The 14,047-nt window shown below is 63.0% G+C and carries 15 protein-coding genes and 1 riboswitch; of the genes, 7 read left to right on the forward strand and 8 right to left on the reverse strand.

Annotated features, from left to right (window positions below; genetic code table 11):
- Window positions 1–116: 116 nt before the first annotated feature.
- The 5 genes from KKP04_RS00605 to fabI all read right to left on the reverse strand — a co-directional run bounded on the left by KKP04_RS00605 (window position 117) and on the right by fabI (window position 4,705).
- On the reverse strand, window positions 117–644 hold the full coding sequence (locus tag KKP04_RS00605) for a hypothetical protein (protein ID WP_215025005.1): 528 nt from the start codon (window positions 642–644) through the stop codon (window positions 117–119).
- 291 nt (window positions 645–935) lie between these two features.
- On the reverse strand, window positions 936–2,042 hold the full coding sequence (aroC, locus tag KKP04_RS00610) for a chorismate synthase (RefSeq protein WP_215025008.1): 1,107 nt from the start codon (window positions 2,040–2,042) through the stop codon (window positions 936–938).
- Window positions 2,043–2,150: 108 nt separating this feature from the next.
- Window positions 2,151–2,729 carry a histidine phosphatase family protein gene (locus KKP04_RS00615; protein ID WP_215025010.1) on the reverse strand — a complete coding sequence of 193 codons (579 nt, stop codon included), beginning with the start codon at window positions 2,727–2,729 and terminating at the stop codon, window positions 2,151–2,153.
- Between the two features lie 8 nt (window positions 2,730–2,737).
- Entirely contained in the window at window positions 2,738–3,823 is a 1,086-nt protein-coding gene (locus KKP04_RS00620) for a hypothetical protein (RefSeq protein ID WP_215025013.1), read from the reverse strand.
- Window positions 3,824–3,880: 57 nt separating this feature from the next.
- Window positions 3,881–4,705, reverse strand: a complete 825-nt coding sequence (gene fabI / locus KKP04_RS00625) for an enoyl-ACP reductase FabI (protein WP_371818673.1) — start codon at window positions 4,703–4,705, stop codon at window positions 3,881–3,883.
- A gap of 180 nt (window positions 4,706–4,885) precedes the next feature.
- Between fabI and pdxH the strand changes: the two genes are divergently transcribed.
- The 5 genes from pdxH (at window position 4,886) to KKP04_RS00650 (ending at window position 7,645) form a co-directional block, all read left to right on the forward strand.
- Window positions 4,886–5,500 carry a pyridoxamine 5'-phosphate oxidase gene (pdxH, locus tag KKP04_RS00630; protein ID WP_215025019.1) on the forward strand — a complete coding sequence of 205 codons (615 nt, stop codon included), beginning with the start codon at window positions 4,886–4,888 and terminating at the stop codon, window positions 5,498–5,500.
- A gap of 195 nt (window positions 5,501–5,695) precedes the next feature.
- Window positions 5,696–6,052, forward strand: a complete 357-nt coding sequence (gene queD / locus KKP04_RS00635; protein ID WP_215025024.1) for a 6-carboxytetrahydropterin synthase QueD — start codon at window positions 5,696–5,698, stop codon at window positions 6,050–6,052.
- A 144-nt stretch (window positions 6,053–6,196) separates the two neighbouring features.
- Window positions 6,197–6,508, forward strand: a complete 312-nt coding sequence (locus KKP04_RS00640; RefSeq protein ID WP_215025027.1) for an SH3-like domain-containing protein — start codon at window positions 6,197–6,199, stop codon at window positions 6,506–6,508.
- Entirely contained in the window at window positions 6,505–6,987 is a 483-nt protein-coding gene (locus KKP04_RS00645; protein WP_215025030.1) for an SH3-like domain-containing protein, read from the forward strand. The genes KKP04_RS00640 and KKP04_RS00645 overlap by 4 nt, the downstream gene beginning before the upstream one ends.
- Window positions 6,929–7,645: a nitrile hydratase subunit alpha gene (locus KKP04_RS00650; RefSeq protein WP_215025033.1), complete on the forward strand. Its 717-nt coding sequence runs from the start codon at window positions 6,929–6,931 to the stop codon at window positions 7,643–7,645. The genes KKP04_RS00645 and KKP04_RS00650 overlap by 59 nt, the downstream gene beginning before the upstream one ends.
- A gap of 142 nt (window positions 7,646–7,787) precedes the next feature.
- Here the strand turns inward: KKP04_RS00650 and KKP04_RS00655 are convergent, their stop codons facing one another.
- Window positions 7,788–8,228 carry a lipoprotein gene (locus tag KKP04_RS00655; RefSeq protein ID WP_215025036.1) on the reverse strand — a complete coding sequence of 147 codons (441 nt, stop codon included), beginning with the start codon at window positions 8,226–8,228 and terminating at the stop codon, window positions 7,788–7,790.
- A 233-nt stretch (window positions 8,229–8,461) separates the two neighbouring features.
- Window positions 8,462–8,642: riboswitch (TPP riboswitch) on the forward strand.
- A 71-nt stretch (window positions 8,643–8,713) separates the two neighbouring features.
- On the opposite strand from KKP04_RS00655, the gene thiC reads away from it, so the two are divergent.
- A complete protein-coding gene (gene thiC / locus KKP04_RS00660) occupies window positions 8,714–10,570 on the forward strand; it encodes a phosphomethylpyrimidine synthase ThiC (protein ID WP_215025039.1) in 1,857 nt (618 codons plus the stop codon).
- A 201-nt stretch (window positions 10,571–10,771) separates the two neighbouring features.
- Here thiC and KKP04_RS00665 read toward each other — a convergent pair whose 3' ends face one another.
- The gene (locus KKP04_RS00665) at window positions 10,772–11,689 is read right to left on the reverse strand and encodes a hydrogen peroxide-inducible genes activator (protein WP_215025042.1); all 918 of its coding nucleotides are present in this window, start codon (window positions 11,687–11,689) and stop codon (window positions 10,772–10,774) included.
- Window positions 11,690–11,784: 95 nt separating this feature from the next.
- Here KKP04_RS00665 and KKP04_RS00670 point away from each other — a divergent pair, with 95 nt between their 5' ends.
- On the forward strand, window positions 11,785–13,260 hold the full coding sequence (locus KKP04_RS00670; protein WP_215025045.1) for a catalase: 1,476 nt from the start codon (window positions 11,785–11,787) through the stop codon (window positions 13,258–13,260).
- Between the two features lie 236 nt (window positions 13,261–13,496).
- Here the strand turns inward: KKP04_RS00670 and KKP04_RS00675 are convergent, their stop codons facing one another.
- The gene (locus KKP04_RS00675) at window positions 13,497–13,967 is read right to left on the reverse strand and encodes a hypothetical protein (protein WP_215025048.1); all 471 of its coding nucleotides are present in this window, start codon (window positions 13,965–13,967) and stop codon (window positions 13,497–13,499) included.
- Window positions 13,968–14,047 lie beyond the last annotated feature (80 nt).

The following is a 14,047-nucleotide window of genomic DNA, read 5'->3' on the forward strand; positions in this document are numbered from 1 at the left end:
CGAATCTCCCTCAATCTATAGGGCAGCAGGCCATATCAAATTCAGCAGGTCAATAAAAATTAAGCAGGTCGATGTAAAATCAGCAGGTGTTATCATCATAAAAATTTCACATTCGCCTACCGATAAAACTTCCACATCCGCTCCATCGTCTTGGCGATCTCCTCGCCGGGCGGCTCGAACGGCTGGAGGTTGATGCGGATGATGCCGTCGTGCCCCATCTTCCACGGCAGGCGCATGAGAAGGCGCCAGATCGGCAGCCGCCGCCAGTCCGCGATGAGCGAGCGGCCGAGCGGCTCCCGCAGCTTGATGTGAAGCTCTTCCATGTCGAGCGTGCGCACGGAAAAGGAGACGAACGTCAATTCGCCGACAGAGCGCCAGGCGATGAGGCCGAGTCCGTCGACGAACAGGCCGTACTGGTTCGCGCCGAGACGCGGGCGGCTCTCCGTGAACGGAAAGAAATAATACGCCGAGCACCCCGCGAGAATCGCCGTGATCGAAAGAATTTCGTAGCCCCATGTCAGCCACGCCGCGAACGTCGCCGCCGAGATGAAGGCAAGCACGTGGAAGCGCGGTGCGTCGGACCGCGAATAAGACAGGATGAACCCATCCTGCAAATAATCCGGAAGGTCTGGCCGCCGCGCCATGAGACTCACCCGCTTGACTAGTGGTCTGATCCCGACATTTGCCTCCGCTTGCAGCGCCCTCGCGAAAATGTCGGAATCACAAGGACCAGCGGCAACTCTATGACCTGGAGCCGGATCCGATCAGGCTTTACCGATGGCTGCGCCATCTGATCGGAACGGGCGCTGGCGGAGCTTCTGAATTTGACATTGAGCGAGAGCTTCCAGCAACCGTGACTCAAATGTCAAAATTCGCTCCATTGGCCACCCGTGTTAACGCTATCTTAACGCACCGGAGGCGCTGCGGGAAGGCGGTTAAGCAGTCTCGCTTCGCCGGTCCCCCGTCTGCGCGCGATGCCTGAGCCAGTGGTCCGCCAGAACGATGGCCATCATCGCTTCCCCGACCGGCACCGCGCGGATCCCAACGCAAGGATCGTGCCGCCCCTTGGTGAGGATTTCCGTCTCGTGGCCCTGCGCGTCTATGGTGCGGCGCGGCGTGAGAATCGAAGAGGTTGGTTTCACGGCGAAACGCGCGACGATAGGCTGGCCCGTGGAGATGCCGCCGAGGATGCCGCCCGCGTGGTTCGAGAGGAAAACCGGCGCGCCGTCCGGACCGATGCGCATTTCATCGGCATTGTCTTCGCCCGAAAGAGCGGCAGATGCGAAGCCTTCGCCGATTTCCACGCCCTTGACGGCGTTGATGCTCATGAAGGCGGCGGCGATGTCCTGATCGAGCTTGCCATAGAGCGGTGCGCCGAGACCCGCGGGCGCCCCTTCCGCGACCACTTCCACCACCGCGCCGCAGGACGAACCCGCCTGGCGCACGCCGTCGAGATAGGCCGTCCAGCGCTCGACGATCCCTGCGTCAGGCGCGAAGAACGGGTTGCGGTCGACCTCGGCCCAGTCCCAGCGCGCGCGGTCGATCTGCTCCGCGCCGACCTGCACGAGCGCGCCGCGTATCACGATGCCCGGCACCACCTTCCGCGCGACCGCGCCCGCCGCGACCCGCATCGCCGTCTCGCGCGCCGATGACCGCCCGCCGCCGCGATAATCGCGGATGCCGTATTTCTCGATATAGGTGAAGTCCGCGTGGCCGGGGCGGAACTTGTCCTTGATGTCGGAATAGTCCTTCGAGCGCTGATCAGTGTTCTGGATTTCGAGCGCGATGGGCGTGCCCGTCGTCACCTGCACGCCCGCCTCGTTCGGGAACACGCCCGAGAGAATGCGCACGCGGTCCTCTTCCTGCCGCTGCGTGGTGAAGCGCGATTGGCCGGGGCGCCGCTTGTCGAGGAACGGCTGGATGTCGGCCTCGGTCAACGGAATGCCGGGCGGGCAGCCGTCAATCACGCAGCCGATGGCGGGGCCGTGACTTTCGCCCCAGGTCGTTACGCGGAACATATGGCCGAAGGTGTTGTAGGACATGTCTGCTCCTCGCCCCGTCAGGAGCGGTAATGCTCTCGCGCTAATTAACGTCGGCACCGAACTGTTTCAATGCGAGGCGCCCAGTGCAAGCGCGCTCATCGCCGCCGGTCAAAGCCAGTGCAGCGCGCCGCCCTCTATCAGCAGCACCTTGTCCTGCGGAACGTCGAGCTTGTGCATGTCGACTGGACCGAGCTTCATGAAATGCGCGCGCACGACGCGGCTTGTTCCTCCGTGCGCGACGACAACGGTATCCCGTTCCAGCTCGGCGAGCCACGACAGCACCTGCGCCGTGTAGTCGCGAAACGATTGCCCGCCGGGCGGGGCCTTGTTCCAGCGATCCGCCTGCACGCTGTCGTGGAGATCTTTCGCAATCGCGTCGATTTCCTCATGGGTCATGCCTTCCCATTCGCCGAAACCGATCTCCTTCAGGCGATCGTCCATCCGGTATCCGGCTGTGGGCAGCCCCATCGCGGCGCGCATGATTTCCATCGTCTCACGCGTTCGAAGCAGCGGACTGGAGATGAAATCGAGCCGCGTCTTGTCGCTGATCAGCTCGTTGAGCACGCCGCCATTGCGCAGCGCCTGCACGCGTCCGGTGGCGTTGATCGGGATATCGAGCCAACCCTGCACGCGGCGCGCGGCGTTATAATCGGTCTGGCCGTGACGAATGAAATAGATAAGGGGCATGTCAGCTGTCAGCGCTTGCAGGACAGGCTGACGCGCGCCTGCGCTTCGTTGAGGTTCGTTTCCATCAGGTTGATCTCGCACTCGACGTCCTGACTGCGGAAAACCTTCCGCTCGCCGAAGGCCAGCCCGAAGCCCTGCCGGTTTACCGCCACCTTGACCTGCTTCGGTCCGATGGCCTGAAGTGCCAGGCGCACGCCGATTTCGTCATACTGCTTTTCCTGATCCTTCTTCAGCATGACGTTGTCGTAGAAAACGACGGCGGCGGGCTCCTGACGCGCGTTCGGCGAAACCGAAATCGCGGTTGCAGCCGGCGCGCTCACCGACTGTGCGACCGGCGCGGAGTATGACGCCAGTTGCGTCTGGCACCTGCTGAACTGCTCCGTCGCGGCAAGGAGAAGTTGCCGGATCTGCGCGAGATCGGCGCCATCCGAGGCGGCGCCTCCACCTTGTCCGCTTGCGAGCCGGGCGTTCAGCGACTCGATCGACGCCTGAAGGATCTTGATCCGATCGACCACGGAAGCCTGCGGCTTGGCCGCCTGCGCGCTGATCGTGGCCGAAATCGCGCGAACCTCCTCCACCAGAACCTTCGGTGCTTTCTGTTCTGCGTTCTGAAGCGAAGCGAAGCCCGCGCGGACTTCCTCGACAACCTTTTTCGTGCCGCTATCCTGCGCCTGAACGGCCTCGTTCAACGAGCGGATTTCTTCCACGAGAACTTTCGGCGCTTTCGGCTCCTGCTTGTCCATCTTGAGCGCGAGGCCGCGAACCTGCTCGCGGATATCCGTCAGCGTGTCGGAATAGTCCGGCGCGACTGGAGCCGGAGACGCCGCGACCGCATGCATCTGCGAGACATCGGCCTTCACGCCGTCAAGTTGGCGGGACAGGGCGCGGATTTCATCGGTGACGGGCTTCAGTGAAACAGCGGATCCACCGGGCCCCGCCGCAATGGTAACCGGCGCTTCGGCGAGATAGGTCTTGATCTCTTCGAGATTGCCCCGGCCCGCGGAATAGCCCGCGTAGAACCCCGCCGCGCCCGCCGTGACAAGCGAAACGACAGCGACTGCCGTCACCAGGGTCAGCGCCTTGAACGGTTCCATGACTCACCTCGCGCCACATCGGCGAGCGCGCCCGCCTAAAGCCAGCTTTACCTAAACCTAGCTATTGGACTGAATCGCGGCGATATCGGGAGCATCCTCCGCTTTCATGCCGACGACGTGATAGCCCGCGTCGACATGATGCACCTCTCCCGTTACCCCTTTGCTGAGATCGGACAGAAGATAGAGCCCCGCGCCGCCGACATCTTCGATGGAAACCGTCCGGCGAAGCGGCGAGTTGTATTCGTTCCACTTCAGGATGTAGCGGAAGTCGGCGATACCGGACGCGGCGAGCGTCTTGATCGGCCCGGCGGAGATCGCGTTCACGCGGATCTGCTGGCGGCCGAGATCCTCCGCGAGATAGCGCACACTCGCTTCGAGCGCGGCCTTCGCCACGCCCATCACATTATAGTGCGGCATGACCTTTTCGGCGCCGTAATAGGTGAGCGTGAGGAGCGAGCCGCCGTTGGTCATCAGCTTCTCGGCGCGCTTCGCTATCGCTGTGAAAGAGTAACAGGAGATGAGCAGCGTCTTCGAGAAATTGTCAGCCGTCGTATCGACATAGCGGCCGTCGAGCTCTTCCTTGTTGGAATAGGCGACCGCATGCACCACGAAATCGAGGCTCCCCCAATCTTCCTTGAGACGCTCGAAAACCGCATCGACCGAGGCGTCGTCCGTCACGTCGCAAGGCAGGACGTGCTTCACGCCGACTTCGGCCGCCAAGGGCTCCACGCGCTTCTTCAAGGCATCGCCCTGATAGGTAAACGCCAGCTCCGCGCCCTGATCCGCAGCAGCCTTGGCGATCCCCCAGGCAATGGACCGGTTGTTTGCGATGCCCATGATCAGGCCGCGTTTTCCGCTCATCAAAGGTGCTGTCTGGACCACGTCTGTTCCCCGATATTAACGGTCACGCATCCTACACATTAAGCCGCTCGCGTAAAGTGATAGCTTGGAAGGCAATGTCGCGATAGGGTCGGCCGTCGTAACGCGGCGCGGGCGGTTGTGCTCGCGCGGTTCCCGGGGAGCATCAAGCCGGGCGCGTCTGCGATCAAACCGGACCGGAACATGACCTCTACGACTGACGGCGATTTCACGCAGGCGAGCGATCCCCTGCCTCTTTTCGATGCCTGGCTCAAGGAAGCCGAGCGCAGCGAGCCGAACGATCCCAACGCGATGACCGTGGCGACGGCCGACGCGGGCGGCATGCCGAACGTCCGCATGGTGCTGCTGAAGAGCGTCGATGAGCGCGGCTTCGTGTTCTATACGAATTTCGAAAGCACCAAGGGGCGCGAGCTTCTGGCGAATCCGCAGGCGGCGCTTCTTTTTCACTGGAAGTCGCTGCGCCGTCAGGTGCGCGTGCGCGGGCTTGTCGACCAGGTCAGCGCGGAGGAGGCCGACGCCTACTTCGCCTCGCGGCCGCTTGGCAGCCGCATCGGCGCATGGGCAAGCAAACAATCGCGCCCTCTCGAAAGTCGCGCGGCGCTGGGCGAGGCCGTCAAGCATTTCGGGAAGCTGTTCGCAGGCATTGAGCCGAAGCGGCCGCCCTACTGGTCCGGCTTCCGCGTGGTGCCGCTGGAAATCGAGTTCTGGCACGACCGCCAATATCGCCTGCACGACCGAATCGTGTTCCGGCGGGAGAACCGCGACGACGGGTGGACCAAGACGCAGCTTTTCCCGTAGCAGGCGCCGACATTCTTTTTCGCGGCGCCATATAAGCCTTGACGCGATCCAAGGCCGCGAGTGTCTCCGATTCGTTCCAGAGAACGAGTCGGCAACATGGCCGAATTCGCCTGAGACCTTGCGCCGTTTGCCGCTGCATGAGTTATAAGGAGGCGGCGCGTCGTCGCGCCATCCGCAGTTGAGAGCATTTTTTCGATGAAAGTTACGCAGTCGTTCCGATTCGAGGCGGCTCACCGCCTGCCCTTCGTCAAGGACACCCATCCCTGCCGTCGGGTGCATGGACATTCCTATCGGGTCGAGCTTCAGCTTGAAGGGCCCGTCGATCCGGAAACCGGGTTCGTCGTCGACTTCTTCGACATCGAGGCGGCGTTCGGCCCGCTCCTGAAGCGGCTCGATCATTACTATCTGAACGAAGTCGAAGGGCTGGAGAATCCCACCGCCGAGAACATCGCCGCATGGATCTGGGACCGTGTCGCGGACGCGCTGCCGCAACTCACCACCGTGCGCGTTTTTGAAACGCCCGATTGCTGGGCGGAATATAACGGCGTCTAACCTCGCCCGGTCCGCCGCGCCGCTTCGCTCGCGCCATGCAATACCCGGCCTCACGGTGCCCGTTAAAGTTGAGTTTTGCATTTCGCGGAACGTCTTGCTATACCGTAGGCATCGTTCACCAAACCGTCATCGCGGCCGTTTCCCATGCAAGAAGCTCCAAGAAAACAGAACGATATCGGCGGTTCGCCCGCTGGCGCGATCGAGTTTGCCGGGCACGAATCGCTGCCTTGGCACGATCGCGTCGAGGCGCTCGTCACGCTCGTGCAGCATCCCGCGCGCGGACTGTTCACACCGGACGAAATTCGCCGTCGCATCGAGAACGCCGCCGCCGAGGGCGCGACCTACCACGAACGCGCGGTCGTGGCGCTCGCGAATGCGCTGCTCGAACGCGGCGCGATCACGGGCGACGAGCTGGCGGATGCGCTGGATGCGATCTCGAAACAGGGGCGGCCATGACCGACACGACCATGAGCGAGGGAAGCGTCACCGAAACCGAAAGCCCGGCCGACGCTTCGTCAGAAGCGGGAACGCCTGCGGTGCTCGTGCCCGTGGCGCCCTCCACGTTGCCGGTCGTCATGGGTAGCCAGCCGCGCTTCGGCAAAGGCAACACCGTCCATGTGCGCAGGGTGATCGGCCCAGCCTACACGCGCACGCCGCGCTACGTTATGGGCGCGAAAGGCACGATCTCGCGTCCGCTCGGCGAATTCTTCAATCCCGACGATATCGCCTACGGCCGCTTCACGCCGAAGAAAATGCTCTATCGGGTGCAGTTCCGGCAGGTCGACCTCTGGCCCGAATACAAGGGGCCGCCGAGCGATACGCTCGAAATCGAGCTGTTCGAGCACTGGCTGACGCTCAATCCGAAAGACAAGACCGATGATCAACTTCCTTGGTATCGTAGGGTTGCGCCGGGTCGGCGGAAGCGCCGCGCCTGAGCAGGGTTCAACGTCACGGGCGCTTGCGACAACGCCGAAGGCGGCGCCGCTCGGCTATTACGAGGCCCTCGAAGCGGCGTTGAGCGAACTCCTCATCGCGAAGGGTCTTATCAAGGCCGTCGACATCCAGCGCGCCGTCGAAGCGCTCGATGCAGGCTCACCGGCCTATGGCGCAAGGCTCATCGCGCGCGCCTGGATCGACCCCGCCTTCAAGGCGCGCCTTTTCGAAAATGCGAATGTCGCCGCGCGCGAACTCGACTGCGATGCGGGGCCGGGGCGCCTCATCGTCGTGGAAAATACGCCGCATTTGCATAATCTCGTCGTATCCTCGCTCGGCGTGTCCTACCCGCGAGCGCTTCTTGGACGCGCGCCCGCATGGTACGAGGGTGCGGCCTACAGAAGCCGCGCCGTCCGCGAACCGCGTCAGGTTCTCGCCGAATTCGGCACGGACATTCCGAGCTATGTCGAGGTCCGCGTCCACGATGCGGCGGCGGACCATGTCTACGTCGTTCTGCCGATGCGGCCAGCCGGAACCGAAAGCTTTTCGGAGGAAGATCTTGCCGCCCTCGTCACGCGCGAAAGCATGATTGGCGTGCAGGTGCCGCGCCTGCCCGGTCTGTTGCCGAACGAAGACGGTGCGAGTCAAGCCGAAGCTTGAATTGGTGCTGTCAGGTAGCGCTCGGAAGGGCGACTCGCGAAAGCCTTGCCCTAACAGGCACGCCTCCACTGACGGATAACAAGCTGCGCCGCTGGAAGGCGCACGTTCGTTCACGTTCCAGCGGCGCTTTTGGAAGAACGGCCTAAACCTTGACCTTCGCGGCGGCCGGCACGCTGTGGCATGGGCTCTTCTCGTTCTTCAGTGTCTTCTTGCCCTCAGGCGGCTTGCCCTTGAAATAGCGCGCGGTCGCGATGGCAACCTGCGGCTGGCCCTCGCCGTTCGATACCTCCTGAATGCCATCCTGATACCAGCCATCATATTTGCGCGCGGCGGCTTCCTCGCGGGCGCGGCACCAGACCACCGCCGACAAATCCGCGAAGGTGAATTTGCTTGTGGTTGCGGCGGCGAGGCGCAGCGTATCCGGCCCCTGCTCCGTCACCACAACGTCTTTCACCGTGAAAATGCCCGATTGCGGCATCTTCGTCGTATCGACGGCGGCGGCCTGCAAAGGCTGCGTTTCCGTCTTCGAGGCGCAACCTGCCAGCGCAACCGTGGCGACGGCGAATAAGGCAATTCTTTTCATGAGACGATCAATCCATGACTTCGTTGACGCGAAGGCCGCCAGCCCCTTTGGCGCGCCGATCCTTGAGCGTGGCGGCTGATTCTCGGCGCTTTGTGGCTCGCCCCCCGGGTTTTCAACCTGAGATTGAGCGCCAATGACGTTCAAAGCGTAACTGTTGCTCAAAAGCGACCGGCGTCGCTCAAGCCCCTCTCGATTCCTTCAATTGCAATTGCGGCTCTTTCGAGCGATGATCCCGTCATACCAAGGGGGGCCGCAGGCATGCGGCTGAGATCGCGCTGAAATGGCCTGAACTAGCGAAGCGTTAGGCGAATAGACGCCTGAAGCAGCGAAGCGTTAGGCCAGCATGTACCGCGCGACAACCCATAGAACCTGATCCGGTTAGGACCGGCGGAGGGAATGGTTTTGCGGACATGCCGCCCGTTTTGCGAACGCGCTTGCGCTTTGCGGCCCCCGACTCACCCCCCGATCACGCAAGGAGACAGCGCATGAACGCGCCCATCGATCCGAAGAAGGTTGAGCCGGTGAGAGTCACGACGGGTTCGCTGCCGGGGTCACGCAAGGTCTTTGCCGAGGCCGCGCCCGGCGTGCGCGTGCCGTTCCGCGAGATCGCGCTGCATGAGAGTTCGGGTGAGCCGCCGTTCCGCGTCTACGACACGAGCGGCCCCTATTCCGACGAAGCCACGCGGATCGACGTGCATGCGGGGCTCGTCCGCCACCGCGACGCGTGGGTGAAGCATCGTGCCGTCGAGGCTTACGAAGGCCGCGCCGTAAAGCCCGAAGACGATGGCAATGTCGGCGACGCCCATCGCGCGCGGCAATTTTCGCATCGCTATCCGGTCTATCGCGCCGCTGACGGCCAGCCGCTGACGCAGCTCGAACTGGCGCGCGCGGGCGTGATCACCGAAGAAATGGTTTACATCGCGAACCGGGAGAACCTCGGTCGCACGGCGGCGCTGGAGCGCGCCAAGGAAGCGCTCGCCGATGGCGAAAACTTCGGCGCGGCGATCCCGGAGTTCATTACGCCGGACTTCGTGCGCGACGAGGTTGCGCGCGGCCGCGCCATCATCCCGGCGAATGTGAACCACGCCGAGCTTGAGCCGATGATCATCGGCCGCAACTTCCTCACCAAGGTGAACGCGAACATCGGCAATTCCGCCGTCTCCTCCTCGGTGGAGGAAGAGGTGGAGAAGATGGTGTGGGCCATCCGCTGGGGCGCGGATACGGTGATGGACCTGTCCACGGGCCGCAACATCCACACGACGCGCGAATGGATCATCCGAAACGCGCCCGTGCCCATCGGCACCGTGCCGATCTATCAGGCGCTCGAAAAGGTGAATGGCGATCCCGTCAAGCTCGACTGGGAGGTCTACAAGGACACGCTCATCGAGCAATGCGAGCAGGGCGTCGACTACTTCACGATCCATGCGGGTGTGCGGCTGCGCTATGTGCCGCTTTCGGCGAAGCGCGTCACCGGCATCGTGTCGCGCGGCGGCTCCATCATGGCGAAATGGTGCCTTGCGCATCACCGCGAGAGCTTCCTCTACGAACGCTTCGACGAGATTTGCGACATCATGCGCCGCTACGACGTGTCGTTCTCGCTCGGCGACGGTCTGCGCCCCGGCTCCATCGCGGACGCCAACGACGCCGCGCAATTCGCGGAGCTTGAGACGCTCGGCGAGTTGACGAAGGTGGCCTGGGCGAAGGGCTGCCAGGTGATGATCGAGGGGCCGGGCCATGTGCCGTTGCACAAGATCAAGGTGAACGTCGAGAAGCAGCTCGCGCTGTGCGGCGAGGCGCCGTTCTACACGCTTGGGCCGCTCGTCACCGACATCGCGCCGGGCCACGACCACATCACGAGCGCCATCGGCGCGGCCATGATCGGTTGGTTCGGCACCGCGATGCTGTGCTACGTCACGCCGAAGGAGCATCTCGGCCTGCCCGACCGCGACGACGTGAAGGCGGGCGTGATCGCCTACAAGATCGCGGCGCATGCGGCCGACCTCGCCAAAGGCCACCCGGCCGCGCAGCTTCGCGACAACGCGATTTCGCGCGCGCGCTTCGAGTTCCGCTGGGAGGACCAGTTCAATCTCGGCCTCGACCCCGAGGGCAGCCGCGCCATGCACGACGAGACGCTGCCGAAGGATGCGCATAAGGCCGCGCATTTCTGTTCGATGTGCGGACCGAAATTCTGTTCGATGGAAATCACGCAGCAGGTGCGCGACTACGCGGCGAAGCTGAACGAGACGCCCGAGATGGCCGCGCGGTCGGGCATGGATGAGATGAGCGAGAAGTTCAAGGAAATGGGCGGCAAGGTTTATGTGGATGTGAAGACGGCGCCGTGACGGTGTTGGCTGACTGTTGTTCGACCGGGCGGCACCAACGCGGCGAGTGCGCAAGACATTGTCGCCTGGGCGCCAACGGCCCTTGGTCGGATCATCAAGATACATGGAGCCAAGGCGGATCAGCAGAGGCCGGATCACAGACCACTCGAAATCCGTCGGATTGAAGCGCCCATGAGAAACTCCTCCGTTTGAGAGGTGGAATCACAGCGCGCCGGATTCGGGGATCCCTTTATGGGTTAGCGCCGACACGATCCGCCCAAGCTCGCGGAAATCCGCTTTCTTCGGCGAGGAAGTCCGCCAGGCGAGGCCGATAATTCGATGCGGAACGGGCGGCGCAAAGCGCATCAGTCGCACGCCGGGCCGCCTCTCGACGTCGAGGCTCATGCGCGGCAGCAGCGTCACGCCGAAACCGCCCGCCACCATCTGCACCAGCGTCGAAAGGCTCGTGGTGCCCATCGTGTCCAGCTTGCCCGCGCGGTTCAGCGAACAGACACTGAGCGCCTGATCGCGCAGGCAATGGCCCTCTTCAAGGAGAAGGATGCGCTCGTTGTCGAACATGTCCGGCGAGGCGAGCGCGCCCTGCGGCTCCGGGCGGCTCTCGGGCACGGCGAACACGAACTCGTCCTCGAACAGCGGCAGTGTTTCGATGTCGGGCAGATCGACGGGGAGCGCCAGAAGCACGGCATCGAGCCGCCCGCCCGCGAGGTCGGCGAGGAGATGGTGCGTCTGGCTTTCGCGCAGCTCGATGTCGAGGTGGGGATGGTTTTCGCGCAGCACCGGCAACAGGCGGGGAAGCACATACGGCGCAACCGTCGGGATGACGCCGAGCCGGAGCGCATGGGAAAGAGGCGCGTCCCCCTGCCGCGCAGCCGTCTCAAGATCGCGAACGGCAGCGAGGATCGATGCCACGCGACGGGCCGTTTCCTCGCCCTCGCGCGTGAGCTTCGCGCCGGTTCGCGTCCGTTCGATCAGCACCGCGCCAAGCTCGCGCTCAAGGTCTTGTATCTGCATCGAAAGCGCGGGCTGCGTCACGGCGCAGGCCTCCGCCGCGCGGCCGAAGTGCAGGGAGCGGGCCAGCGCATCGAAATAGCGGAGCTGTTTCAGCGAGATGTTTGCCATTAGGTGAGCTTATCGCAACTTCAGATAATGCGAATAGCCCTGATTGCGCTATGTGGTTAAGTTCGAGCCATTCTAAACAGGGAGCAAGCAAATAAATGGCCGACAAACCCATTTTGACGACGACGGCGGGCGCTCCGGTTCCCGACAATCAGAATTCACTGACGGCGGGCGAACGCGGGCCGGTTCTGTTGCAGGACGTTCACCTGCTCGAAAAACTCGCGCATCAGAATCGCGAGCGCATCCCCGAACGCGTGGTGCACGCCAAGGGCTGGGGCGCGCACGGCACCTTCACCGTCACGAACGACATCACGACGTACAGCCGCGCAAAGCTGTTCTCTGACATCGGCAAGAAGACGGAGGTGATCGCGCGCTTCTCGACGGTGGCGGGCGAACTCGGCGCCGCCGACGCCGAGCGCGACGTGCGCGGCTTCTCGATCAAGTTCTACACCGAGGAAGGCAACTGGGATATGGCCGGCAACAATACGCCGGTGTTCTTCATCCGCGACGCGCTGAAATTCCCCGACTTCATCCACACGCAGAAGCGCCACCCCAAGACGAACCTGCGCTCGCCCACGGCGATGTGGGATTTCTGGTCGCTGTCGCCCGAAAGCCTGCATCAGGTGACGATCCTGTTCTCGGATCGCGGCATCCCGGTCGCGCCTCACTTCATGAACGGCTACGGCTCGCACACCTATTCGTTCGTCAATGCGCAGAATGAACGCTTCTGGGTGAAATTCCACTTCAAGACGCTTCAGGGGCACCGCCACCACACGAACCGCGAGGCCGAGGAGATCGTCGGCAAGGACCGCGAGAGCTATCAGCGCGAGCTGTTCGGCACCATCGAACGCGGCGACTTCCCGAAATGGCGGTTGTTCGTGCAGATCATGCCGGAGACCGACGCCGACAAGACGCCTTACAACCCCTTCGACCTGACGAAGGTCTGGCCGCATGGCGACTATCCGCTGATCGAGGTTGGCATCCTCGAACTCAACCGCAACGTCGACAACTACTTTGCGGAGATCGAGCAGCTCGCCTTTTCGCCGTCGAATGTGGTACCGGGCATTGGCCACAGCCCTGACAAGATGCTCCAGGCGCGCGTGTTTTCCTATGCGGATGCGCACCGCTATCGCCTCGGCACGCATTACGAGGCGTTGCCGGTGAACGCGCCGAAATCGGGCGTGCACACCTATCACAAGGACGGCGCGATGCGCTTCTTCGGTAGCCAGACCGGCAACGTCGACGCCTTCTACGAGCCTAACTCGTTCGGCGGCGCGGTGGAAGCGCCGCAATATCGCGAGCCGCCGCTGAAGGTTTCGGGCGACGCGGACCGCTACAATCACCGCATCGGCAACGACGATTACAGTCAGCCGCGCGCGCTGTTCCACCTGTTCGACGCCGGGCAGAAGGAGCGACTGTTCAGCAACATCGCGGAAGCCATGCAGGGTGTGCCGGTGGAGATCGTGAAGCGGCAGGTCGTACACTTCTACAGGGTCGATCCCGAATACGGGCTCGGCGTCGCTTCCAGGATGGGCCTCGCCCCTGAGGACGTGCAACTCAAGGCGGCCGAGTAGCCCGAACAAAGGCCGGATCACGCCATTTGGTCCGGCCTTAAAAATTAATACGAATAGCCCTTATCAAACGCGTAATAACGCGCTACCTTGTTGATACACATGGTCTTAGCGATGGTGCCTTCTTTCAGCCATTAGTCGGCGGCGTCCCGGCCCTGCGTACTTGGTTGCGGTTTTTCTCAAGAAATGCCCCGGAGGCTTACGCTTTCCGGGGCCTTTTTTTACCGCCGCAAGCCGCGTCAAAGGGCGACGGCCATGATCCCCTGAAATGACAAGATGGCGCTGATCGCCGCGACGCCCACCGAGATCAGCAGTTCCAGCCACGTCGGCCTGAACAGGCTCCGCCGCATCGCATTCACGGGTCCGAGCGGCAGCAACGGACAGACGCGCGCCTGATCCTGAGGTTGACGCGTCTTCAGAAAGGCGATCGTTTCGTCAATCCTGTATCCCGCCCCCTCGGGATACGCGCATTTGCGTTCCACCGGGAAGCGCGGGTCGTATCGCCAGATCAGAAGATCGCGGGCGCTTGCATTGAGAAGAAAAACGAGATCGTCGCGCGGGATGACGGGCACGCCGTCCCGATCCGGCACGAGCCGCAGCGCCGCAGGCGTATTCTGCGGCATCCAGCGATGCGGCTTGAAGGGTCGAAAGTGTTGCCCCGTGGCAGCGAGCGTCGCCGAGGCGTCCAGCGTAGCGGCAATGTCGGTCATGTGGCCCTCCCGTGGTCGTGGGCCTCATGGTCGAAAAAGATGCTTGCGTGTGGCTCGCCTCGAGCTGGTTATCCCCAGCA

Source organism: Rhodomicrobium sp. Az07, assembly GCF_018619475.1.
Taxonomy (GTDB): Bacteria; Pseudomonadota; Alphaproteobacteria; order Rhizobiales; family Rhodomicrobiaceae; genus Rhodomicrobium.